This window comes from Streptomyces sp. Q2 (genome assembly GCF_056820935.1).
The window spans coordinates 90,063-112,778 of the sequence record NZ_JBXEJE010000015.1 but is presented as its reverse complement, the minus strand read 5'-3'; the positions used below and the strand labels follow the sequence as shown (position 1 = coordinate 112,778).

The window sequence follows — 22,716 nt, the reverse complement described above, 5'->3', positions numbered from 1 at the left end:
CCTGCCGGCCGGCCTGACCTTCATGGGCACGGCATGGAGCGAGGGCGAGGTGCACCGCGCGGTCGCCGCCCCCGACCCTGTTCCGGCCGGACTACGCCTACGAGCAGGCCGGCAGAGTGCGCAGACCGCCGACCTACCGTCCCGCCGACGTCGGTTTCTGATCCGGCAGGCGATGAGTTTCGATGCGAAAGGGAGTCTCCACGGGACCAAGTCCGTTGACACGTAAGGAGATTCCAGAGTGGGCGACATCGTGGTCCAGAGGATCGTCCGGCCCGAGCGCGCGATATCGGGCCCGTGGCTGGAGGTGATCGCCTCGAACGTCGACCACCACCGTGCGACCTTCCTGTGGAAGTGCGAGGGCCTCACGGAGGCACAACTGCGACAACGGCCTCTGCCGTCGTCCGAGTTGACCCTGCTGGGTCTCATGCGCCACCTGCAGGGGGTCGAGCGTGCCTGGTTCCAGCGGACACTGGCGGGTACGACCCCTCGGTTCTTCGCGTATCGGACCTACGTCACCGCTGCCGGTGACGAGTGGTACGACGAGTCGGACCCCACGCCGGCCAGGGACGTCTACGAGGACTACCTGAAGGCGTGCCGGGAGTCGCGACAGGTGTTCGCACGGGTGACCGACGACCCCGCACGCCTCGTGCCGAACCCGGAGTTCGGTGCCACCGATGTGCGGTTCGTCCTGGAGCACGTGATCGAGGAGTACGCCCGCCACGTCGGCCACGCGGACCTCCTCCGCGAAGCCATCGACGGTGCCGTCGGCGAGTAGCCCGGCCTGCTGCCGCAGGACGCCCCGCCTTTCAGGGGGTGGGCACGTCCAGTCGGTGCGCCGGATACGGGCGTTCCGAAGGGAGGAGTTGCCGGGCGGCATCCAGGTCCTCGTCCCGAACCCGGGCGTGCACCGCGTGCGCGAGTGCGGTCACGTCGGTGACGGAGACCATCCACTCGTCCGCGTATCGGTGTGCCGCCTCGCCGGTGAGCCCCAGTTGCAGCGAGCGATGGCCAAGGGGCCGTAGGCGCAGGTCACGCTCGGGGTCCCATTGCACCCGGGCCGGCGCCCGCTTCAACTGGCGCTGCCAGGTGGCGCGGTCGGGGTGCAAAGCGTGCTCGTAGTGCGTCAGGCAGGCGTGCTCCAACGCCCAGTCGAATCCCTCACGGGCGATCTCGACGGCGAGAACGGTCTCCTGGCCTTCCTTGGTGCCCCACCCGCAGCGGTACATCATCCAGAGGAACGACGGCTTGATCCAGGTCATTCGGTCCCGCTTCCCGGCCGCTGGAAAGCGGCCGTCCCGGGCGGCGGGCAGGCCGATCTCCGGTGTGTACGCCTGGTACACGGTGACCGTGGAGGCCGTGTAGAGGGCGCGGATCTGGTGCCTGGGTTCTGCCACGGAGCCAGAGTGACCGGCCCGGTCCGACGCGCGCCATCGAATTGTCCGGGCGCTTGGCCTCCCCGAACGGCTGGAGCATCCGCGACGGTCGCGGCACTTCCGACCGTTGTCGCGGCTCCGACCTGGCACGACCGTCAGGGTGCGCCATTCGCGAGCGGGCGAAAGCGGTCGCAGCGAGGGCCGGCCGCTGTTAGTTTGCGGCCGTGGATCTCTTCTCGCGCTCCTGGTCGGCGTTGCGCTCAGCGGTCGCCGAACTCCACGACGAGGATTTCGCGCGGCCGTCCGGCTGCACCGGCTGGCTCGTGCGGGACCTGGCCTGCCACTTGATCATCGACGCCCAGGACGTCCTGATCACCCTCGTCACCCCCGCGGAAACGGAACCGACGCGGGACGCGGTGACCTACTGGGACATCGTCGACGCCCCGACCGGTGACGACCCGCTCGACGCGCTGGTCGTCCGGCTGGCCGCCGCGTACGAAGAGCCGTGGCTGCTCAAGTTCCACTTGGACGACGTCGGTTCAGCGGCCGGTCGCGCCGCCGCACTCGCGGATCCCGCGGTCCGGGTGGGCACCCGCGACGAGGTGCTCACCGTGGGTGACTACCTCGGTGCCTACGTCCTGGAATGGACGCTGCACCACCTCGACCTGATCGCGCACGTCCCGGACGCGGCGGAGCCGCCCGCCGAAGGGCTCGCCCGGTCGCGCGAATTGCTGGAGAAGATCGCCGGTACGGCGTTTCCCCGGTCGTTCTCCGACAAGGACGCCCTGCTGATCGGCACCGGACGACGTGCCCCGGCCGACGCGGAGAAGGCCGAACTGGGTGAGCCGGCCGCGGGTCGGCTGGCCGCGAAACTCCCACTCGTCCTCGGCTGATCGGTCCGACGGGCTGGTCCATCGGGCGGCTTCGGCGGTCACGCTCTTGGGACCGGCACCCGTCATCACCCACGGAGCGGGCCGCCCGGCCGCGCTCAGGCCGGCGCGAAGGTGCTCAGCTCGTCCGCACCGGCTCGCACCACCCCGTAACTGTGCTCCGGCACCTCGTTCCAGGCTCCTGGCAGATCGCCCAAGGGCTCGGACACGACCAGGCGCGTTTCCTCGGACAGGTTCCGCAGGAACGACACGTCGGGGTGCAGCGCCCGCAGTGAGTCGACGCGGCTGCTGTAGTAGAGCGAGCGGGCGTGGCCCTCGCTGGCGTAGCGGAACGCCCAGACACTCTCGCCGTCGGTGGTCGCGATGGTCATCTGCAGCGGGGCGGCGATGCCGTGCGCGTGACCTGTGCGCTCGACCAGCCCGGCCATCCGGGCGACCGCGCCTGGAGGGTCGTCCTCGAGTCCGAAGGTGAGCGCCAGGAAGAACATCACCTCGGAGTCCGTCGACCCCTCGATGTCGGCGAACAGCGACGGGTCAACGGCCAGAGAGAGTTCCCTGCGCAGCAGGTGGAAGTCGGCAATGGCTCCGTTGTGCATCCACATCCAGCGGCCGTGCCGGAAGGGATGGCTGTTGGTCTGCTGCACGGCCGTACCCGTCGACGCGCGGATGTGGGCGAAGAACAGGGGCGACGTGACGTGCCCGGCGATCTCCCGGAGATTGCGGTTGTTCCACGCCGGTCCGGTCTCGCGGACGACGGCCGGGCTGCTGAGCCTCGCGTCCTGCGCGTACCAGCCGATGCCGAAGCCGTCTCCGTTGGTCGTCTCCACGCCCATGCGGGAGTGCAGGCTCTGGTCGATGAGTGAGTGCGCGGGTTTGTACAGGATGGTTTCGAGGAGTTGGGGAGTCCCTGAGTAGACGAGCCACCGGCACATGGCGATCACCCTTTCCACACCCGACACCGACGCCCTCCCGACTGATGTCGCGGCGGGACGGGTCCACGGTCACCATCGACCCGCTCCGGCGGCCGAGCCTCGGCGGCCGGAGAGGACGCGGACCGCACGCACACCGCGCGCCGGCCCGCATGCGGCTTCCTCTCCACGGTCGCTCCTGAAGCCGTTGATCGCATACGGACGCAGCCCGGAAGCGAGTGTGGGGGCCTCTACCGCTCGTTCCGGTGCCGCGGGCGGACCGACCCTGCGCACGACCGTCAGAGAGACGCCGGTTCAGGGGTGATCCGGAGCGTCGTGAGCGGCCGGCGTCAGCGGCCCCTGCGTACCCGGGCCGCCGCGCGGGCTTCGGCGGCCTTGCGGGCCTCGGCGGTCTTGCGGGACTCCTTCGCGGGGCCCGGACGGGTGCCGAGGCCGCGGAAGGAGGCGTTGCCGCCGGTCGGCTTCGCGCCGACCGGAGGGCGCTTCGCCCCGGTGATGGCGGTCAGCTTCTCCTCGCCGGAGCGCACCTGGGTGACCGTCGGCCGGATCCCGGCGTCGGTCATCATCCGGTTCACATCGCGCCGCTGGTTGGGGGTGACCAGGGTGACCACGCTCCCGGACTCCCCGGCGCGAGCCGTGCGCCCACCACGGTGCAGGTAGTCCTTGGCGTCGGCCGGCGGGTCGACGTTGACGACGAGGTCGAGCGCGTCGATGTGAATGCCCCGCGCCGCGACGTTGGTGGCCACCAGCACGGTGATCTCACCGCTCTTGAACTGGCCGAGCGTGTGCATGCGCTGCGGCTGCGACTTCCCGCTGTGCAGGGCGGACGCCCGTACGCCGCTGGCCCGCAGGTGGCGGGTGAACTGGTCCACGCCGGCCTTGGTGTCCAGGAACATCAGCACCCGGCCGTCCCGCGCGGCGATCTCCGTCGCGGTCGCGTACTTGTCGGCGGCGTGGATGTTCAGCACGTGGTGTTCCATCGTGGTGACCGAGCTCGCGAGCCGGTCGACCGATGCGAGCACCGGGTCGTTCAGGTGGTCGCGCACCAGCTGGTCGACGTTGCGGTCGAGGGTGGCCGAGAACAGCAGCCGCTGCCCGCCGGAGGGGAGCTGGTCCATGATGTCCGACACCTGCGGCAGGAATCCCAGGTCGCACATCTGGTCCGCCTCGTCCAGCACCGTGATCCGCACGTGGTTCAGGAGGCAGTCCCGGCGCGAGACCAGGTCGGCCAGCCGCCCCGGCGTCGCGATGACCACCTCCGCTCCGGTCTTCAGCAGCGCCGACTGCCGGTTGATCGACAGCCCGCCGACCACCGTCGCCAGTCGTACGTTCAGCACCTTCGCGTACGGATCCAGCGCGTCGCTCACCTGCTGGGCGAGTTCCCGGGTCGGTACCAGGACCAGCGCGAGCGGCCGCTTCGACTCCGCTCGCACGCCTGCCGTCCGGACGAGCAGCGCGAGACCGAAAGCCAGTGTCTTGCCGGAGCCGGTGCGTGCGCGGCCGAGGACATCGCGGCCGGCCAGCGCGTTGGGCAGCGTCGCCGCCTGGATCGGGAAGGGCTCCGTCACCCCGAGGCCGGTCATCGTCTTCGTCAGCTCGGGCGGCAGCCCCAGCGCGTCGAAGGACTCGGCCGGCGGCAGGCCCGGGGCCACCGTCCGCGGCATCGAGAGTTCGCCCTGCGGCGCTGTCGCCTGCCGGGGCTTGCCGACACGGGGGAGCCCAGAGGCCGACGGCTTCGCGTTCATGGGGAACCTTTCTGATCCGACGCCCGGAACACGCCGGGGCCCGTACCCCTAGGTACGGGCCCCGGCGGTGTCGAAGCGTGCCCCCATTTTACCAGCGAGCGCCCAACCGCCCGCCGGTCCGGTCGTCCCCCGCACCGGGCGCGCAACCGTCGCCGCCTCACGACAGGCAGACGCCTGATCGTCCGGGCGCACCGGCAGGCCGCCGCCGGCTAGAAGCTGCCGTAGTTGACCTGCCAGGTCGGCAGGCCCATGCGGCGCCACACGGCGACGACGCGATCGCGGTCGTCGAGGGAGACCCGGACCGCGAAGCGGTGGCGCACATGCCGGTCGAAGAGCTCGGCCTTCACCACGTCGTCGCGGCGGCCGTCGCCGGCGGCGCGCATCCACAGCTCGTCGTACGGGACCTCGTGCGCACGCAGCCACGCCTCCGTTCGCTCGCGGTGCTCCTCGCCGCGTCCGGAGAGCAGGACGACGACATCGCCGTCGGCGCTCCTGAAGGAGCGCAGTGCCCCGCGCACCGACACGTTGAGCAGATCTTCCCCGCAGCGCGTGAAGTCGTAGGGCCCCCGGTCGCCCCGGAGGGCGAGCGTGCCGTCGATGTCGCACATGACCGCCGAGGGAAGTGCCGGGTCGGCGGTGTACGGGTCGAAGGAGGGCTCGTCGTTCAGCCACTGAGCGGTGAGCCGCCAGCCGCCCTTGCGGGCCTTGGCGTGCTTGTCGGCGAGGATCCGGATGATCTCCTCGCCGACCGCCCGATCCCGCTCGGCGTCGCGCCGTATGCACTCCTCCACCGGTACGTCGGTGAAGTCGTGCACGACGAACGTGGCCTGTCCCGCCACCGCGGCCTTCAGCCGCTTCGGGATGTGCGGTGTCATGTGCGTGTTGTCCACCACGACATCGAATCCGCCGTCGACAGCCGCCCGCACCGCCGCGTCCTGGATCGCCAGCACGGTCTGCTCGTGCGCGTACGACTGCCCGCGCTCGGGAGCCGGGATGTCGAGCATCGCCCGCAGATCGTCGAGGTTGACACGGCGCATCCGGCCCTCGGACTCCGCCTGCAGCTTGCGCGCGGCGGTCGTCTTCCCCGAGGCAGGAAGCCCCGTCATGACGTGTACTACGGGCACGGTCAGTTCTCCTCGTCGGTCTTGAACGGGTCGGACGCCTCCGGCCGGGCGGACCGGTAGGTGACGAGCTCGGTCGGGCGCCCGTCCAGGCGCAGGAACATGGCGGGACGCAGGGCCGCGTCGGGCAGCGCACTCGCGGCGCGGGCGAAGGCTCCCCGGTCACTGACGAGATGGGCCAGGGACCGGAACGCCTCGTCGATCGCGCGCTCGCGGTCGTCCACCTGCTTCTCGATCCCCGCGATGACGCCGCGCACCCAGGTGTCGAACTCGTCGGGCACCTGCTCCAGCAGCGCGTCCAGGGGCCTGCCTCCCGACGCGTCGATGTCCTGGGCCGAGCAGCCGAGCGCCTGGGCCACCTGCTTGGCGGGCAGGTCCGCGAACCGCTGGATGCCGTGACCGCGCCAGATGTCCCGTTCGGTCACCCCGGTGAGCACCTTGTGGAGCCGGACGTACTCGGCGAGCTTGGCCTTGGCCCGCACGCCCGAGGCGAAGCGCAGCACGAAGCCCTCCGCGTCGGTGCCCGTTGCCGCACGACCGCCGGGCAGCCGGTTGGCCTCGGCCATGGCCAGGAGCTCGGCGAGCGGCATGGCGGGCCACACCGTGACCACCGAGCCGATGCCACTCCAGCCGGCCGCGGCCTCGGCCAGGGCGACTTCCGTGCCGTCCTTGGCGAACGCGGCCAGCAGCACCAGATCACGACGGTCGCCGTAGTCGACGACGATCCGGTTCTGCGGGTAGAGGATCTCGGCCAGGTAGGTCACCCCGGGCACGAGCGCCGAGGTGTCCTTCCCGTCGAGCAGACGCTGCGCCCACGTGGCCTGGGTGCTGATGAACGACCCCTTGGACGCGACCCGCCACCGGCCCGCGTAGTGGAAGACCACCGCCAGGCTGCCGTCGACCTTGTCGTACACCTCGAACGGTTCGTCGGGGAGACCGGGCGCGTACGGCTGACCGGCCTCGTGCTCACCGACGTTGAAGAACTTCGGCAGCGGAAGCGCGACGACCTCACCGGTGCTGTCGTCGGCGACGAGACCGCGGCAGCGCGTGGTCACCCGGTTCCACACCCGCTCGTACTGGCATGTCCTGGTGTACGTGTAGATGGACAGCGGCAGTTCCGGGTGCGGCTTGCGCGTGACGTGCCCCGCGTCGAGCGCGGCCGCCAACTCCTGCGGCGGCAGCAGCTCATGAAGAGTCAGGTAGGCCTGGCTCATGTGTTCCTCCCCTTGCTGGTGCCTGATTGTCACGTGCGGGGAGGGCCGGTGCACACTGGTTTTGCCGCGGGCGCCAGAGGAAGGCACAGGTCACGGCGTGCGTCGGCGGGCGACGAGACGCCCGGGAGCGTCCGGCTGCCGGTGACGGGAACCGTTGCACAAGCGACGGACACCCATGCGAACTCCGTGCGCGTGAGGCATAGTGGTGCCTCGGTGTCGCGCGGCCCAACTCCGGTCCCCGTGCGGGCGGTTCGGGATACGGGCGATCCACGGGCCGCGATGGGAAGTCCCGTACTCCGCGACTCGTCGGACGGTCGATCGGAGAGCGACGGATGCCAGGTGGGCTGGTCGCGCTGGCACTCGGCGGCTTCGGCATCGGTCTGACCGAGTTCCTGATCGCCGGGCTGCTGCCGCAGGTGGCGTCGAGTTTCGCGGTGTCCGAGGCGGCCGCCGGCTGGCTGATCTCCGGGTACGCCCTGAGTGTCGCGATCGGCGCGATCGCACTGACCGCGGCGACGGCGCGGCTGCCCCGCAAGGCGGTTCTGGTCGGCCTGGTGGCCTTGTTCGTCATCGGCAACCTGCTGTCCGCCCTCGCGCCGGACTATCCGGTGATGCTGCTCGGGAGGATCGTCGCGGCGTTGTGCCACGGTTCGTTCTTCGGCATCGGTTCGCTCGTCGCTCGCAGTCTGGTCGCGCCGGAGAAGAAGTCCCGCGCGGTCGCGGTCATGTTTGCCGGACTGACGGTCGCGAACGTACTGGGCGTGCCGTTCGGTGCGCTGGTCGGTGAGCGCTGGGGCTGGAGAGCGGCCTTCTGGGCGGTCACCGCGATCGGCGTGCTCGCACTGGCGGGAATCGTCGCCTTGCTCCCCGGCCGGGCGGGAGAGGTACCCCCGCCGACAGTGCCGGGAGAGGGCCACTCGCACCCGGTACCGCTCAGCGGCCTGCGGGATCAGCTTCGCGCGTTCCGTTCATGGCAGGTCTGGCTGACCCTGACGGCCACCGCGCTCAGCTACGGCGGGATGTTCGGTGCCTTCAGCTACATCGCCTACACCTTCACCGAGGTCGGCGGCTTCGCCCCGGCGGACGTCGCCTGGTTGCTGATGGTCTACGGCGTCGGCCTGGTCGTCGGGAACCTGGTCGGCGGGCGAGCGGCCGACCGTGACCGTGACCGCGCCCTGGTCCTCGCCTTGACCGGGCTCACCGTCACCCTGGCCGTGTTCGGTCTGCTGGCCGGCAACGCCGCCGCGTCGGTGGTGCTGGTGTTCCTGATGGGGGTGTTCGGGTTCGCCGGGGTGCCCGGCATGATCACCCGCGTCACCGACTACGCCCACGGGGCGGCGCTGGCCGCCAGTGCCAATGTGTCCGCGTCCAACGTCGGCAACGCTCTCGGTGCCTGGCTCGGAGGCCTGGCCATCACCGCGGGCCTCGGCTACCGGGCGCCGCTCTTCGTCGGCGCCGGTATCGTCCTGGCCTCCGTCATCGTCATGGTCGTTGCCGCACGCCGAGCCGGCTCACCCGCGCAGCAGGCTGAGCCCTGCACGTGAGGCGCGGAACCGTACGTGGCTGCCGGCGCGTGCCCAGCGGCTCGTGCCCGCACGCGGCCGTGACCGCGTGCGGGACACCGGTCAGCTGAAGGGATCCAGGGTGAGGTAGGCCTGGCGGGGACTGCCGTCGTGGACGAGGGACTCGTGGTGGCCGACGTCGTCGAAGGCGAAGGCGTACGCCTTCTGGTCGGTCATCTGCGCGTGGATGCTCCGGGCGTAGTGGTTGGTCACCGCGTCCTGGTAGAAGGCGGCCGCCGAGGTGTCCGGCTGACGGGGGTTGACCAGCAGCGTGGAACGGTTGAAGCCCGCGCACAGGGTGCGCGAGATCGGCCCGCGTACCGCGTCGTTGGGCGCGTCGAGGAGCTTGTGACAGCCGAAGATGCTGTCCGCGTCCGGTTTCTGGAAGCTGGTGACGACTGTGCCGGAACCGTTCGTGAAGTTCATGACATTGCCCGAGACCCGGCCGTGGTACGTGGTGTTCGGCTGGTCGGCGAACGGGGTGACCGTCAGTGTGGTCGTCGTGTACTTCTGCCAGACGCGGTTGACGTAGTCGTTCATCACCGAAGCGGGCAGGGCCCCGCTCTGCAGGCCGTGTCCGGGGGAGAGCGCTCGCAGCACCGTGCCGTCGGAACGCGTCTGGACGAGGTTCCCCCATCCGCCCGACTGCCCGCGCAGGGCGTTGAGGACCGCGTTGTACCCGCCCGGCTTGAGGCGCCCGGTGCTGGTGGTGCTGCCGTCGGCGCGCTGCACGCCGACGGCGTAGGGCGCGGCGAACATGTCCACCTGGGTGCTGTTGAGCCACAGCCCGGCGTCGTTGAGCGTGTACTCCGACCAGTTGAACAGGATGTTCCGGTTCGGGTCGCTCGGGTTCTGCACGGCTGGCTGCACCAGGCCGCCGGTGGTCAGCTGGAAGACCAGCTTCTGCCCGTAGGAGAAGTAGATCCGGCCGGAGAACTTGGGTATCTGGATCGTCACCGACTGCCCTGCCGCCGGCCCCGGGATGGATGCGTCCGGCGCCGGTGTGGGCGGGGTACCGCCGGCGGGCCAGGGATGAAACGTACCGCCCGCGTCGGCCCAGCCCTGCCGGCCGGTCGAGAGCAGGGTCCCGAGGTTGTAGATGTAGACCGGTCCGCCGCGGCCGGAGTTGTTGGTGATCTTCAGGGGGATCGTGGAGGGTACCGCCTGTGCGGGCGAGGGGGCCGCGAAGGCAAGCAGCGCGCCCAGCAGGGCGGCTACCGCGGTCAGGGCCGCGAACGGGTGCCTGGGTTTGGGTGTGGGTCGCACTCTCGACCTCCGTGCGAGTGGGGGATGGAGCGGGAAACGGATCCTGGAGATTGGTCCGTACCATTCTGAGAGCGCTCTCAATGTCGCGCTGCGGCGAGGACATGTCAATGAGTCAGGGCATGCCAATGAGTAGGGCAGAGGGGTTTGGAGCTGTTGCCGCCCGCTCGGTCTTCAGGAACGGTGTGTTGACCCCGCCCACACCGTGGCACGCGCCTGATGTCCGTCCGCTCGGCCATGGCCCACGGCACAGTGAAGGCATGAACGCAGACGAGGGAAACATCCTGGCCCGAGGACGTGTGGCGACCAGGCTCCCGGCCCAGGACCTGGACCGGGCGCGGCGTTTCTACGCCGAGCGGCTCGGTCTGGAACCCGTCGACGAACGGCCCGGCGGGCTGCTCTACCGGTGCGGAGGCACGGACTTCGCCCTGTTCACGTCGACGGGGGCCTCGCCCGGCACCTTCACCCAGATGGGGTGGGAGGTCGACGACGTCGAGACGGTCGTCGCGGAACTCAAGGAGCGTGGCGTGGTGTTCGAAGAGGTCGACCTGCCTGGCTTCCGCACGGAGAACGGGATCGCCGAGATCGACGGGAACTACCCGAGCAAGGGCGCGCGCGGGGAACGTGCCGCCTGGTTCCGTGACAGCGAGGGAAACCTGCTGGGCATCGGCGAGCCGGTCGTCTGAGCCCGGGCACGGGGCACGGGCCGGGGCCGGGGGTGTGCCGTGACCTGGGCCGGGCGGGGTGAAGCGCGCGAACGGCGGTGTGCCGCCCCCGGTGCGGTCGCGGCTGCCGCGAGGTCGCATACTCGGTGACCGGTGCGGTGCCGTGCGTGCGGTGACTGCCGTGACCGTGCGTTGGGCAGGCGGGAAGGCTGATGGGGGACATGAAGGACGCGAACGAACTGGCTGTGCCGGAAGTGGTGGACAGCCCCGCTGTCCGGACGCAGCCGACCGGCAGCCTGGCCCAGTGGTTGCTGCGCCACCGGGTGCAGCCGGTCGGACCGGCGGCCGGCGAGGGGCACACCGAGCCGCACGCCTGGTGGAAGGTGATGTGCCTGACCGGTGTGGACTACTTCTCCAGCCTGGCCTACGTGCCGGCGATCGCGGCACTCGCGGCCGGGGCGGTGTCGCCGCTGGCGACCTTGCTGATCGTGGCGTTGACCCTGGTGGGGATGCTGCCGATGTATCGGCGGGTGGCCCGGGAGAGCCCGCACGGAGCCGGATCGGTGGCGATGCTGGAGGATCTGCTGCCGTTCTGGCGGGGCAAGCTGTTCGTGCTGGTCCTGCTCGGTTTCGTGGCCACCTCGTGGATCATCACGATCACCCTGTCCTCTGCGGACGCCTCCGTCCACATGATGGAGAACCCCTACCTGCCGCATGCCCTGCACGGTCACGAGGTCGCCATCACGGTCGCGTTGTTGCTGGTCCTCGGCGGGGTGTTCCTGCTGGGCTTCAGCGAAGCGGTCAGTGTGGCCATCCCGCTGGTCGCGGTCTTCCTCGTGCTGAACGCGGTGGTTGTCGCCGTGGGACTGGTCGATGTGTTCACCACGCCGGGGGCGTTGTCGGCGTGGACGGACGCACTCGCCGAGGGCGGAGGCGGCTTCGGTGACCTGGTGGAGCCGGCGCTCGTGGCGTTTCCGCTGCTGGTGCTGGGGCTGTCCGGTTTCGAGACCGGGGTGAGCATGATGCCGCTGGTGGCCGCGGACGGCGCGGACGCCGAACAGCGGCTGCAGTCGCGTATCCGCAACACCCGCAGGCTGCTGACGACCGCCGCGCTCATCATGAGCGTCTACCTGCTGTCCGCGAGTTTCGTGACCACCGTCCTCATTCCTCACAAGGAGTTCGAGCCCGGCGGCGGGGCCAACGGCCGGGCCCTGGCCTGGCTGGCCCACGAGCACCTCGGTGAGGTGTTCGGCACCGCCTACGACGTCAGCACCATCCTGATCCTCTGGTTCGCGGGCGCCTCCGCGATGGCGGGGCTGGTCAACATCGTCCCGCGGTACCTGCCCGACTACGGCATGGCCCCGGAGTGGGGACGCGCGGTACGCCCGGTCGTGATCGTCTACACCGCCCTCTGTGTCCTCATCACCATCGCGTTCGACGCCGACGTCGACGCCCAGGCCGGCGCCTACGCCACCGGCATCCTGGCCATGATGGTCTCCGGCGCCTTCGCCGTCACCGTCTCGGTCGTACGCCGTCGGCGGCGCGCGGCCGCCACCGGCTTCGCGTCGCTCACCGCGGTCCTGTTCTACGCCCTGGTCGCCAACATCGTCGACAAGCCCGACGGCATCACCATCTCCGGCATGTTCATCGTCGGCATCATCGCCGTGTCGTTGATATCCCGGGTCTCACGCACCACCGAACTGCGCGCCGACCGCATCGAGTTCGACCCGGCCGCCCGCCGGTTCATCACCGACACCCTTGCCCACGACAACGCCATCAACATCATCGCCAACCGCCGCCAGGCGGGCGACGGCGACGAGTACGCGGCCAAGGAGCGCGAGCAGCGCGGCACGAATCCGGTGCCCGGCCCGGCCGACGTGCTGTTCGTGGAAATCGACGTGGTCGACCCGTCAGACTTCAGCGAGACCCTCGCCGTACAGGGCGTCGAGGTCGACGGCTACCGGATCCTGCGCGCCGAGGCGCCGGCCGCGCCGAACGCCATCGCGGCGATCCTGCTCGCCCTGCGCAACGCCACGGGTGTTCAGCCGCACTGCTACTTCGCGTGGGCCGAAGGCAGCCCCCTGGTGCACATGTTCCGCTACTTCCTGCTCGGTCGCGGCGACACCGCTCCGGTCACCCGCGAAATCATCCGCAGCAATGAACCCGACCCCGACCGCCGTCCCGGCATCCACGTCGGGGGCTGATCCGGGGACCCGCCTTCCCGGTCGGCCACCAAAGGCATCGCTCTGCCTGTGACCGGCCGTCACAGGCAGGGTCGACCGAGCGCTTCCGGGACGCCGACCGGGCCGTCCGCGGGCGGCCCGACCTCCACCGGGGGAGGACCATGCGTCCGGACCGGTGCCGTGCCATGCTGAAAATGAGACACGGAGGCCGCGATGGGGTTCTATGCCGAGCAGGTGCTGCCGCGGATCATCAATGTCGCCTGCGGGGGAGAGACGTCGAAGCCGCTGCGACGCCGTGTCTGTGAGGGCCTGACGGGCGAAGTGGTCGAGATCGGATTCGGCACGGGCCACAACGTCCCCTTCTACCCGGCGTCCGTCACGGGCGTGACCGCGGTCGAACCCTCTGATCTCGGATGGAGACTCGCCGGCGAACGCGTGCGGGCGGCAAGCGTCCCCGTGCGGCGTGCGGGCCTGGATGGTCAGTCCCTGCCGTTCGAGGACAACAGTTTCGACTCCGCCCTGTCCACCTGGACGCTGTGCACCATCCCCGACGCCGGTGCCGCCTTGCGCGAAGTCCGACGCGTTCTCAAACCCGGCGGGACCCTGCACTTCCTCGAACACGGACTGGCTCCGGAACAGGACGAGAAGGTGCGTGGGTGGCAACGACGTCTCGAGCCGGTCAACAAGAGGCTCTTCGGCGGCTGCCACCTCACCCGGCCCACGGCCACCATGGTCACGAACGCCGGGTTCACCATCACGGGCATCGACGTGTTCTACGAGAAGGGCACCCCGAAGCCCATGGCAGCCGACTCCCTCGGCACCGCCCTGGCCCCCTAGGCTCTTCGTTCGGATCAGCGGGCGGATCACAAGAAGGATGACCGTCGACCACGAGGCCCCCCGCTCTCGGGTGCCGTCGACGGCCCACCTCCGCAGGCCTGTTGCAGACGCCTCGCATGTGGCAGGCCGTCGGCAATGAGGAACCGGTGAAGACTGCTCGGTCCGGGCAGTGACCCGGCTCGGCTCACCTTGAAACGATGCCACCGCTGTAGCCCGTGACTACGACCCAAGGTGGTTCTCTCCGTGAGACTGACCCGCGCGACCCTCGCCGTGGCGGCCGGCGCCCTCGCCCCGGCCCTGCTGCTCTCCGCTCCGTCCTTCGCCGCCGCCACGCCGCCGTCGATCGCCGCCGCGGCGTCGGACGCGGGCTCCCCCTACGACGAGATGGACGTGGACGACCTGCGCGTCGCGATCGCCCGCATCCTGGCCGACCCCGACAGTGGCAAGCGCGTCACCCGCGAGGCCAACGAGCTCCTCGACAACGGCACCGTGGAGGAGATGCGCGCCTGGCTCAAGACCGGTTACCGGCTCGCGCAGGGCGAGGACGACCGCGTCGCCATCGGCAGGCTCCTCGCCGACCCCGACAGCGGCAGGGCCGTCATCCGTGAGGCCAACGAGGCCCTCGACGACGGCAGCCCCGAGGCCGTGCGCGAATTCCTCGAAACCGGCCTCCGTCTCGCTCAGGCCGAGGACGACCGCGTCGCGATCGCGCGGATGCTGGCTGACCCCGACATCAGCGACGCCCTGCGCGCGGCGGCGAACGCGGCCCTCGACGACAACACCCCGGAGGCGCTGCGCTACTTCCTCGAGGTCGGACAGTACGAGGTCGACGGCTAGTCCCTGCCGTTCGGGTCAGGCCGGATCAGGAAGGGGGCCTGGTGCGTGCAACCGCACGCACCAGGCCCCCTCTGCCGTGCCACGCGCACGGTTTCACACGTCTTCGCGCCGTGGCTCAGGTCCGGTCCGGCGCAGGACGTGTTCCATATTTCGGGACGATGTCTCGCACTGACGCAGGAGCTCTGGCCAGCCATAGTGCTGCGCATACTTCCTCGGGATCCGGTTCGGTTGCCCGGTCCGGAAGTACCCCGAAGCCGAAGCCGAAGTGCCGTATTGGGGAGACCGGGATGAAGACCGCTGCCACCTCCAGCCTTTGCGCGGACTTCGTGCCGGCCGTGTACCTGGACGGGCGAGGTCGTGTTCCCGGCTACGGCACCGGCCTCGTGTTCGGCCTGAGCGGCGCCATGCTGATGGAACTCGCCCTGGACGGTGCCATCGACACCGCGGACGGACACCTCGTCGCCGTCCCCGGTGCACAGCCGCGCGACGGCGCGCTCGGCGAGGTTCTCGTGCGGATCCGGTCGTCCCGCAAGCCGCGTACGGCATCGGAGTGGGTCAGGGTCCTGAGCGTCGGCGCGCACAGGAGACTCTCGGCCGGCCTGATCGCCGAGGGTGTCCTCGTCCGCACGCCGAGACGGTTGCCGTGGCCCGCAGGGTGGGCTCGTCGCTACCAGGTCCTGGGCGGGGAGAGGCGGGATGCCGCGGTCCGGTCTCTCGGCGGTGCGGCCGATTCCTCGGAGCGGTCGGTCGTGCTGGCCGCGCTGGCCGGTGCGTGCGGTGCCGCGTCGGGCGGTCGGGAGTGGAGCGGGTCCGAGGCGATGCCGGGGTCCATGAGCCCGGCCTGTGCCCAGATCCTGACCGCGGCCGCCGCCTGTGTGTGGCTCGGAGCGCTCTCCTCCTGGCCCTGATCCCGTCGCTCGTTCGCCGGTCAGCGCGGTCGCCGCTCAGCGCGGTCGCCGCTCAGCGCGGCCGGCGGACGTCGCGGAAGTCGGACTTGCGGATCCTCGCGTGGACGCCCTTCACGTCGTCGACGACCTGGGAGACCGCGAAGTCGCCTGCCGCGCTGAGGTACGCCATCGCCAGGTGGCGGTCGATGCCGTAGTCGGTCACGAGCAGGTCCAGCGCGCAGCGCACGCAGTCGCGCATCGCCTCGTTCAGGTCCCTGTCCAGGCCGATCGGCACCAGGTAGTCGTCCGTCTCGGCGAACGGGGCGACGCGGCCGTGGCCGGGCCGCAGGGCCGCGCCGCCCGGCACCACCTCCAGTTTCACGGTGGCGCGCAACGACGCCTCGAACGCGGTGAGGGCGACCTCGCCGTCGCCCTGGGCGAAGTGGGGGTCCCCGAAGTAGACCAGCGCGTCGTCGACCTGCACCGGGAGGAACAGTGTGGCGCCCTCGCCGAGCAGGGAGATGTCGATGTTGCCGCCGTGGCGCCCCGGCGGCACCGAGTGCGGCCGCTCGTCCCCGGGCACCGCCACACCCATCACGCCGAGGAACGGCCGCAGCGGGAAGCGCAGTGAGCCGCGGGAGGCATCCGTCGGATCCACCGCCATCCGGCCCCACGCGCCGTGGGTGTCCGCGTGTGCCGTGGCGAAGGTGAACAGGGGGCCGGGCAGTGACGGCATCTCGCCGGGGAGTGCGCCGAAGCCGTGGCGTGCGGAGACCATGCCGTACGGAACCCGCGGGGTGAGGCCGAGGACGGTGATGGCGAGCAGATCGCCGGGCCGGGCGCCGGCCACGGCTATCGGTCCGGTGACGAGGTGCGGTCCGTCGTCGTCGAAGTCGTGCGGCATACCGGAGTCCGCCACCTGCTGGGCGTCGTCGAGCACATGGCCGCCGCCGACGCCGTAACGGCCGAAGAACTGGGCCGGGTTGCGGCCCTGATCCTCGAGGACTCCCTCGTGGCTGAGCGTGTCGACCGTGACGACGGCGCCTGGCCGCACGACCGCGCACGGTGCGTCCGCCTCGCACGGCAGGCGACCCCACAGGGTGTTCCCGGGCGTGGCCGGGACGTAGGTCGTCGACGCGATCGCTCCGTGGCCGGGCTGGAGGATCGGGAAGCCGGTCGCGGCGACGTCGAGAAGGGGCGAGTCGATCGCAGTCATGGCCGACCTTTCATGGAGGGGAAGGGCTGGCCCGACGCTAGGAACGTCGCGTTGCGCCGGTGTTTCCGGCCCGGGTCCGTGTCGTAACGCTGTCTCGTATGTCAACATGGCATCTCGCATAAGTTGCTGTGGAGGGGACTCGGATGGACGTCGGCGACGTTGTTCTCATCGGCGGTGCCGGCCTTGTCGGCGGATTCGTCAACTCGATCGCGGGCGGTGGGTCCCTGCTCCTCTTCCCGGCACTGGTCGCCGCCGGGCTGGGCACGGTGGCCGCCAACGTCACCAACTCCGTGGCGCTCTGGCCGGGCTACCTGGGCAATGTGGCTGCCCTGCGGGGATCTTCCCGACCGCCTTCCGCGACGTCGCTGGCGGTCGTGTCCGCAGGGGGTGCCGCCGCCGGATGCGCGCTGCTGCTGCTCACGCCGTCGCAGGTCTTCTCGGTCGCGGTGCCGTTCCTCGTCCTCGGCGCCAGTGCCCTGCTGGCCTTCCAGCCCCGGTTGCGGGCACTGCTCGGCACGGCTCACGGTGACCACCGCGCGAAGCTCTACGCCGGCACGTTCGCCGCCGCCGTCTACGGCGGTTATTTCGGAGGTGGACTGGGACTCATCCTGATGGCCCTGCTCGGCCTGACGCTGACCGCTCCGCTGGCAGAGGTGAACGTACTCAAGGGGACGTTGCAGCTGGTCGTGGCCACCGTGTCGCTCGTCGTGTTCGCGTTGCTCGGCCCCGTGCACTGGATGGTCGCGCTCGTGGTCGCCCCCGCGTCCCTTGCCGGAGGAGTGCTGGGCGGCCGGCTGGCGACACGGCTCAGCGAGCCGGTACTGCGTGCCGTCGTGGTCGGCTTCGGCGTGCTGGCGGGTGTGTGGCTGGGTGTCCGCGCCTTCGGCTGAGCGTTTCCGGAGACGGGTCGTTCGCAAGGTCGTGCCGGGCCGGGAACCGCACGGGTCCAACAGCGGACATCTCGTTCGCTGTTGGACCCGTACGGCAGTCGTCCGCAGGCCGGAGGCGGCGCACAGGCCGAGGGCGGCTCAGAGGTCGAGGACGAGGCGGTCTCCCTGACACCGGCCGACGCAGATCATCATCGTGCGCCCGGCAAGGCGTTCCTCGTCGGTGAGTACGGAGTCCCGGTGCTCCGGCGTCCCGGAGAGCACCCGGGTCTCGCAGGCGCCGCAGTACCCCTTCTCGCAGTCGTAGGACAGGCCGCTCACGGCGTCGCGCAGGACCTCGATGAGGCGGCGGCCGGCCGGCACGGTGAGGGTGACTCCCGTGCGCGCGAGCTGGACGTCGAAGTCGCGGTTCTGAGCGGCGTCGTACGCCGTCTCCAGGCCGTCACCGGCGGTGAAACGCTCCAGATGCAGCCGGTCGGTGAGATCCAGGCGGGCACACTCACGCTCGACGGCCGCCAGCATCGGCGCCGGCCCGCACGCGTAGACGGCGGTGTCCGCGTCCAGCCCGCCCAGCAGCCGGGGAAGGTCCGGCAGGCCGGCCTCGTCCTGCGGGAGCAGGGTCAGCGCGTCGCCGGCGACGGTGGCGAGCTCGTCGGCGAACGCCATCGTCGAGCGGGTGCGTCCGCCGTACACGACGGAGAAGGGCGTGCCGCGTCCGGCGGCCGCACGGGCCATGGCGAGGATGGGTGTGACGCCGATGCCGCCGGCGAGGAACAGGTAGGACGGCGCCGGCACGAGCGGGAAGTGGTTGCGCGGCCCGCGTACCGCGAAGGTCGCTCCCGGGCGGGCGAGTTCGTGGAGTTCGGCGGAGCCGCCCCGGCCGTCGGGCTCGCGCAGGACGCCGATGCGCCACGTCGTGGCGTCGGCGGGGTCACCGCACAGCGAGTACTGACGCAGCCTGCCCGAGGGCAGCCGCAGCTCGAGGTGCGCGCCGGGCCGCCAGGCGGGGAGTTCGCCTCCGTCCGGCAGGGCGAGGTCGACGGCGACGACGTCCTCGGCAGCGGCGCGCACCGCCCTCACCCGCAGCGGTGTGGGCGTGGTCAGGGCGCGGACCGTGCCGGCCGCCGCGCTCGCCCGGGGGCCGGGCGTGAAGACGGCCGGGATCGCGTCCCAGCCGGACTGGTTGCCGCGCGTCGGATAGGCGACGAGACCCTCCTCGATCACCCGGTAGTCGGGCAGCCGGGTCAGCACCTGCGTCATCATCGCGCGGAACATGGCCCGGGCGAGGTGTGCGCCGGCGCACCGGTGCGAGCCGATCCCGAAGCTGAGATGCCGGCTGGCGTCGCGGTCCAGCCGCACCTGCTCGGGGTCGGGGAACACGGCGGGGTCGTGGTTGGCGGCGACCCACGGGATCAGCACCCTCTCGCCCGCTCGCATCGGGCAGCCGCCGACCTCGACGTCCTGGGTGACCGTGCGGGCCATCGACTGCGAGGGGGCGAACGCGCGCAGGAACTCCTCGGTCGCGGTGTCCAGCAGGTCGGGGGAGTCGATCAGCCTCCGGCGCTGCTCGGGGTTGCGGGCGAGGTGGACGAGCGTCCATCCGGTCAGGGAGGTGGTGGTGTCGACGCCGCCGGCGATGAGCAGGCCGATCACCGACACCAGTTCGTCCTCGCCGAACTCGCTGCCGTCGCCGCGCCGTCCGGCCATCAGCGCGCTGACCGCGTCGGCCTGTGGTGCCGACCGGCGCTCGGCGATCAGCTCGCGGATGCGCTGGTCCATGTAGGCCAGTCCGGCGGCTCCGCGCACGGCGCGCTCGCTGGCGGCCGGTGCGGCGAAGATGTCGTGGATGGGCCCGGCGAGCTTCGCCCAGTCCTCCTCGGGGAAACCGAGCCAGTCCAGGGTCACCGCGGCCGGCAGCGGGTTGGTGAGGTCGCGGACGAAGTCGCAGGAGCCGAGCTCGACGAAGTCGTCCACGACGCGGGCGGCATGGCGCTCGATCATGGGGACCAGGCGCTCGACCGCCTCCGGGGTGAGCAGCGGGTTGATCAGGTGCCGGTACTCGGTCGCCCGCGGCGGGTCGAGCTCGATCGGATACTGCTCGAGCCCGGGGCCCTTGGGGATGACGATGCCGACCCCTTGGCCGCCGTGGTCGCTGCGGGCCGAGGAGAACGTGGCGTCGTCGCGGGCGATGCGGGCCACGTCGGCGTAGCGCGTCGTGTAGTGGAAACCGTCGTGTGCGGAGGAGCGGCCTACCGGGCAGCTCTCGCGGAACCGCGCGTAGTAGGCGACCGGGTCGGCGTTGGCCTCGTCGGAATGGTGGTCGAAGTCGATGTCGGCGGACATGAAGGGCACGCTCCACGTGCTCGGTCTTCTGCGCGGTGTTGGCCGGCCGCGCCACCGGATGAACGGGTGCCTCATCTGCGTCGGGCCACCCTAAGGTGTCCCGCCGCGTGCGACAACGTCTCGTGGACGACGTCCTGAGACCCAGGGCGAGGACGTTCAGAAGGTCAGGACGGCCTTGCCGACCGAGCCGGAGCGGACCGCCGCGACGGCCTCGTTGATCTGCTCGAACGGGAAGTAGGCGATCATCTTCTCGACCGGGAACCGGCCCTTGGCGTTGAGGTCGAGCAGCTGGGGCAGGAACACCTGCGGCAGACTGGACCCGCCGATGATGCCGGTGACACTGCGGCCGTTGAGGATGCTGCGCCAGTCGAAGCTCATCGTGTCGCTCGGGCCGATGCCGATGACCCCGGCGCGGCCGAGCGGCCCGAGGGACTCCACCGCGACGCGCAGGACGTCCTCGCGCCCCGTCGTGTCGATCACGAAGTCGAACCCCTCGGGGACGAGGGCGGACAGTTGCTCGGCGGCCGGTCCGGCCGAGGAGTCGACGGTGTGCGTGGCGCCGTAGCCGCGGGCCGCCTCCAGCTTGGCCGGGTTCACGTCGACGGCGGCGACGATCGCGCAGCCGCTCAGCGAGGCCGCGATGACGGCGGCCACGCCGACAGCCCCCGCCCCGAACACCGCGATCGACGAGCCGGGGCGCGGCCGCAGCACGTTGAGCACGCCGCCGGCGCCGGTCTGGAAGCCGCAGCCGAAGGGCCCGGCCCGCCGCAGGTCCAGCGCCGGGTCGATCCTGACGACCGCCCGCTCCGGTGCGACGACGTGGCTGGCGAACGACGACTGGCCCAGGAAGTGGGCGTTGACCTCGCGCCCCTCATGCGTCACCGCGGTGGAGCCGTCGGGGCGGCGGCCGGAGAAGTTCACCGCGTCGAAGCTGCGGCAGTAGGCGGGCGAGCCCGTGCGGCACAGCGTGCACGTACCGCACGACGCGAAGGACATGGTGACGCTGTCGCCCGGGCGCAAGGAGGTGACATGCGCGCCGACCCTCTCGACGATGCCCGATCCCTCGTGACCGAGCAGCGCCGGTGTGGGGAAGAAGGTGGCGAACTCGAGGTCGGTGCCGCAGATGCCGACGCCGGCGACGCGGACGAGCACCTCGTCGGGACGGGGCTCGTCCAGGTCCACCTCGGTCAGGACGAATGGCTGTCCGGGCTGCTCCAGCAGAGCGGCGGTGGCGCGCACGGGACCTCCTCTGTGACTCACATTGCGAGATTGCATATTGACATGCGTGACAAGGTCGGTCAAGGTTCAGCTATGGCGGCTGTTGACTTCCCTTCTTCCCAGCAATTCATCGACGGCGAGTGGGTTGCGGCCCGCGACGGCGGCACCCTGGACATCGTCGATCCGGCCACCCGGCAGGTCATCACCAAGGTGGCGCTGTCGGGCGGAGCCGACGTCGACGACGCGGTCGCCGCGGCGCGCCGCGCCTTCCCTGCCTGGGCGGCGACCAACCCCAGTGAGCGCGGGGCACTGATCCGGCGCTGGGCCGACCTGATCATGGCCGAGGTCGAGGCACTGGCGGCCGTCGAGGCCCAGGACGTGGGCAAGCCCCTGTCCGGGGGCCGGACGAACATCTACATCGCCCACGGCATCATCGACTACTTCGCCGGCGCCGCCGACAAGCTCACCGGCGTCACCCTGCCGACCCGCAGCCCCGACTACCTGGGCTACACGGTTCCCGAGCCGTACGGCGTGTGCGCCGTCGTCATCCCGTGGAACGTGCCTGCCGTACTCATGGCCGCGAACGTCGCGCCGGCGCTCGCCGCGGGCAACGCGGTCGTCCTCAAGCCGTCCGAGATCGCGCCGCTGGCCCCGTTCGCACTCGTCGAACTCGCCCGCCGCGCCGGCTTCCCGCCAGGGGTGATCAACGTCGTCGCGGGCGGCCCCCAGGCGGGCGCCGCACTGACCTCGCACCCGGGCGTCGACCACATCAGCTTCGTCGGCTCCACCGCCACCGGGCGGGCGATCATGACGGCCGCCGCGCAGAACCTCGTCCCGGTGAAGCTCGAACTCGGCGGCAAGTCGCCGAACGTGCTGTTCGCCGACGCCGACCTCGACACGGCCATCGAGGCGGTCGTCGTCTCGATCACCGAGAACGCGGGGCAGAACTGCTACGCCGGTTCCCGGCTGCTCGTCCAGGCCTCGGTGCACGACGAGGTGGTGGAGCGGGTCGCCGCCGCCATGGCCGCGGTCAAGACCGGCCCCTGGGAAGCCGACCTGGACATGGGGCCGCTGGTCAGCGCCGCGCAGTTCGCGCGCGTCAGCGGCTTCCTCGAGGACGCGCCTCGCGAGGGCGCGCGCCTGGTCACCGGTGGCGCACCCACCGGCGACGGATGGTTCGTCCAGCCGACCGTGTACGACCGCGTGGACGCGGGCATGCGCGTCGCCCGCGAGGAGGTCTTCGGCCCGGTCCTCGCCGTACAGTCCTTCCGCGACACGGCGGAGGCGACAGAGCTGATGAACGCGACGGACTTCGGCCTGCTGGCCTGCATCTGGACCAACGACGTCTCCCGGGCGCTGCGGCTGGCCAAGGACGTCCGCTCCGGGCAGGTGGCGGTCAACCAGTTCCACGACGCCGGAGTGATCGGCTTCCCCTTCAACATGCAGAAGGACAGCGGCTTCAGCCGGGGCGGCGGGTACGCGGCGCTGCGTGAGTACACCCAGGAGAAGGGCGTGGCCATCCGGCTGTTGGCCCGCTGAGACTCGA

At 70.9% G+C, this 22,716-nt stretch carries 19 protein-coding genes; 10 read left to right on the top strand and 9 right to left on the bottom strand.

Annotated features, from left to right (window positions below):
- The first annotated feature begins 238 nt into the window (after positions 1 to 238).
- On the top strand, positions 239 to 775 hold the full coding sequence (locus ACWBNA_RS18270; RefSeq protein WP_482705422.1) for a DinB family protein: 537 nt from the start codon (positions 239 to 241) through the stop codon (positions 773 to 775).
- Positions 776 to 806: 31 nt separating this feature from the next.
- Here ACWBNA_RS18270 and ACWBNA_RS18265 read toward each other — a convergent pair whose 3' ends face one another.
- A complete protein-coding gene (locus ACWBNA_RS18265; RefSeq protein WP_482705420.1) occupies positions 807 to 1,394 on the bottom strand; it encodes a DUF4291 domain-containing protein in 588 nt (195 codons plus the stop codon).
- Positions 1,395 to 1,597: 203 nt separating this feature from the next.
- On the opposite strand from ACWBNA_RS18265, the gene ACWBNA_RS18260 reads away from it, so the two are divergent.
- Positions 1,598 to 2,266, top strand: a complete 669-nt coding sequence (locus ACWBNA_RS18260) for a maleylpyruvate isomerase N-terminal domain-containing protein (RefSeq protein WP_482705419.1) — start codon at positions 1,598 to 1,600, stop codon at positions 2,264 to 2,266.
- A 95-nt stretch (positions 2,267 to 2,361) separates the two neighbouring features.
- Here the strand turns inward: ACWBNA_RS18260 and ACWBNA_RS18255 are convergent, their stop codons facing one another.
- From ACWBNA_RS18255 to ACWBNA_RS18240, 4 genes are all read right to left on the bottom strand, one after another.
- Positions 2,362 to 3,195 carry a class II glutamine amidotransferase gene (locus ACWBNA_RS18255; RefSeq protein ID WP_482705511.1) on the bottom strand — a complete coding sequence of 278 codons (834 nt, stop codon included), beginning with the start codon at positions 3,193 to 3,195 and terminating at the stop codon, positions 2,362 to 2,364.
- Between the two features lie 326 nt (positions 3,196 to 3,521).
- Positions 3,522 to 4,937, bottom strand: a complete 1,416-nt coding sequence (locus tag ACWBNA_RS18250) for a DEAD/DEAH box helicase (RefSeq protein ID WP_482705418.1) — start codon at positions 4,935 to 4,937, stop codon at positions 3,522 to 3,524.
- Positions 4,938 to 5,146: 209 nt separating this feature from the next.
- Positions 5,147 to 6,061 carry a phosphatase domain-containing protein gene (locus tag ACWBNA_RS18245; protein WP_482705417.1) on the bottom strand — a complete coding sequence of 305 codons (915 nt, stop codon included), beginning with the start codon at positions 6,059 to 6,061 and terminating at the stop codon, positions 5,147 to 5,149.
- A 2-nt stretch (positions 6,062 to 6,063) separates the two neighbouring features.
- A complete protein-coding gene (locus ACWBNA_RS18240; RefSeq protein WP_482705416.1) occupies positions 6,064 to 7,272 on the bottom strand; it encodes a T4 RnlA family RNA ligase in 1,209 nt (402 codons plus the stop codon).
- A gap of 332 nt (positions 7,273 to 7,604) precedes the next feature.
- On the opposite strand from ACWBNA_RS18240, the gene ACWBNA_RS18235 reads away from it, so the two are divergent.
- Positions 7,605 to 8,816 carry an MFS transporter gene (locus ACWBNA_RS18235; protein ID WP_482705415.1) on the top strand — a complete coding sequence of 404 codons (1,212 nt, stop codon included), beginning with the start codon at positions 7,605 to 7,607 and terminating at the stop codon, positions 8,814 to 8,816.
- An 81-nt stretch (positions 8,817 to 8,897) separates the two neighbouring features.
- Here ACWBNA_RS18235 and ACWBNA_RS18230 read toward each other — a convergent pair whose 3' ends face one another.
- A complete protein-coding gene (locus tag ACWBNA_RS18230; RefSeq protein WP_482705414.1) occupies positions 8,898 to 10,100 on the bottom strand; it encodes a glycoside hydrolase family 64 protein in 1,203 nt (400 codons plus the stop codon).
- Positions 10,101 to 10,357: 257 nt separating this feature from the next.
- On the opposite strand from ACWBNA_RS18230, the gene ACWBNA_RS18225 reads away from it, so the two are divergent.
- From ACWBNA_RS18225 to ACWBNA_RS18205, 5 genes are all read left to right on the top strand, one after another.
- Positions 10,358 to 10,783, top strand: a complete 426-nt coding sequence (locus ACWBNA_RS18225; protein WP_482705413.1) for a VOC family protein — start codon at positions 10,358 to 10,360, stop codon at positions 10,781 to 10,783.
- A gap of 200 nt (positions 10,784 to 10,983) precedes the next feature.
- Positions 10,984 to 12,966, top strand: a complete 1,983-nt coding sequence (locus tag ACWBNA_RS18220; RefSeq protein WP_482705510.1) for an amino acid transporter — start codon at positions 10,984 to 10,986, stop codon at positions 12,964 to 12,966.
- A gap of 192 nt (positions 12,967 to 13,158) precedes the next feature.
- The gene (locus ACWBNA_RS18215; protein WP_482705412.1) at positions 13,159 to 13,782 is read left to right on the top strand and encodes a class I SAM-dependent methyltransferase; all 624 of its coding nucleotides are present in this window, start codon (positions 13,159 to 13,161) and stop codon (positions 13,780 to 13,782) included.
- Positions 13,783 to 14,025: 243 nt separating this feature from the next.
- Complete coding sequence (locus ACWBNA_RS18210; RefSeq protein ID WP_482705411.1) at positions 14,026 to 14,619, top strand: ALF repeat-containing protein; 594 nt, start codon at positions 14,026 to 14,028, stop codon at positions 14,617 to 14,619.
- A 287-nt stretch (positions 14,620 to 14,906) separates the two neighbouring features.
- Complete coding sequence (locus tag ACWBNA_RS18205; RefSeq protein ID WP_482705410.1) at positions 14,907 to 15,527, top strand: GOLPH3/VPS74 family protein; 621 nt, start codon at positions 14,907 to 14,909, stop codon at positions 15,525 to 15,527.
- Between the two features lie 52 nt (positions 15,528 to 15,579).
- Here the strand turns inward: ACWBNA_RS18205 and ACWBNA_RS18200 are convergent, their stop codons facing one another.
- Positions 15,580 to 16,722 carry an acetamidase/formamidase family protein gene (locus tag ACWBNA_RS18200; RefSeq protein WP_482705409.1) on the bottom strand — a complete coding sequence of 381 codons (1,143 nt, stop codon included), beginning with the start codon at positions 16,720 to 16,722 and terminating at the stop codon, positions 15,580 to 15,582.
- A gap of 143 nt (positions 16,723 to 16,865) precedes the next feature.
- On the opposite strand from ACWBNA_RS18200, the gene ACWBNA_RS18195 reads away from it, so the two are divergent.
- Positions 16,866 to 17,612, top strand: a complete 747-nt coding sequence (locus tag ACWBNA_RS18195; protein WP_482705408.1) for a sulfite exporter TauE/SafE family protein — start codon at positions 16,866 to 16,868, stop codon at positions 17,610 to 17,612.
- Positions 17,613 to 17,750: 138 nt separating this feature from the next.
- On the opposite strand, the gene ACWBNA_RS18190 is transcribed toward ACWBNA_RS18195, so the two are convergent.
- Entirely contained in the window at positions 17,751 to 19,952 is a 2,202-nt protein-coding gene (locus ACWBNA_RS18190) for a cytochrome P450/oxidoreductase (protein WP_482705406.1), read from the bottom strand.
- Between the two features lie 156 nt (positions 19,953 to 20,108).
- Positions 20,109 to 21,191, bottom strand: coding sequence for an NAD(P)-dependent alcohol dehydrogenase (locus ACWBNA_RS18185; protein WP_482705404.1), 1,083 nt, complete (start codon positions 21,189 to 21,191; stop codon positions 20,109 to 20,111).
- 72 nt (positions 21,192 to 21,263) lie between these two features.
- Here ACWBNA_RS18185 and ACWBNA_RS18180 point away from each other — a divergent pair, with 72 nt between their 5' ends.
- Entirely contained in the window at positions 21,264 to 22,709 is a 1,446-nt protein-coding gene (locus ACWBNA_RS18180) for an aldehyde dehydrogenase family protein (RefSeq protein ID WP_482705403.1), read from the top strand.
- Positions 22,710 to 22,716 lie beyond the last annotated feature (7 nt).

What these genes read in the sequence shown, in the direction of transcription:
- ACWBNA_RS18255 (WP_482705511.1), bottom strand. Translation starts at nt 3,195, where the DNA reads ATGTGCCGGTGGCTCGTCTACTCAGGGACTCCCCAACTCCTCGAAACC.
- ACWBNA_RS18250 (WP_482705418.1), bottom strand. Translation starts at nt 4,937, where the DNA reads ATGAACGCGAAGCCGTCGGCCTCTGGGCTCCCCCGTGTCGGCAAGCCC.
- ACWBNA_RS18240 (WP_482705416.1), bottom strand. Translation starts at nt 7,272, where the DNA reads ATGAGCCAGGCCTACCTGACTCTTCATGAGCTGCTGCCGCCGCAGGAG.
- ACWBNA_RS18235 (WP_482705415.1), top strand. Translation starts at nt 7,605, where the DNA reads ATGCCAGGTGGGCTGGTCGCGCTGGCACTCGGCGGCTTCGGCATCGGT.
- ACWBNA_RS18225 (WP_482705413.1), top strand. Translation starts at nt 10,358, where the DNA reads ATGAACGCAGACGAGGGAAACATCCTGGCCCGAGGACGTGTGGCGACC.
- ACWBNA_RS18220 (WP_482705510.1), top strand. Translation starts at nt 10,984, where the DNA reads ATGAAGGACGCGAACGAACTGGCTGTGCCGGAAGTGGTGGACAGCCCC.
- ACWBNA_RS18215 (WP_482705412.1), top strand. Translation starts at nt 13,159, where the DNA reads ATGGGGTTCTATGCCGAGCAGGTGCTGCCGCGGATCATCAATGTCGCC.
- ACWBNA_RS18205 (WP_482705410.1), top strand. Translation starts at nt 14,907, where the DNA reads ATGAAGACCGCTGCCACCTCCAGCCTTTGCGCGGACTTCGTGCCGGCC.
- ACWBNA_RS18200 (WP_482705409.1), bottom strand. Translation starts at nt 16,722, where the DNA reads ATGACTGCGATCGACTCGCCCCTTCTCGACGTCGCCGCGACCGGCTTC.
- ACWBNA_RS18195 (WP_482705408.1), top strand. Translation starts at nt 16,866, where the DNA reads ATGGACGTCGGCGACGTTGTTCTCATCGGCGGTGCCGGCCTTGTCGGC.
- ACWBNA_RS18190 (WP_482705406.1), bottom strand. Translation starts at nt 19,952, where the DNA reads ATGTCCGCCGACATCGACTTCGACCACCATTCCGACGAGGCCAACGCC.
- ACWBNA_RS18180 (WP_482705403.1), top strand. Translation starts at nt 21,264, where the DNA reads ATGGCGGCTGTTGACTTCCCTTCTTCCCAGCAATTCATCGACGGCGAG.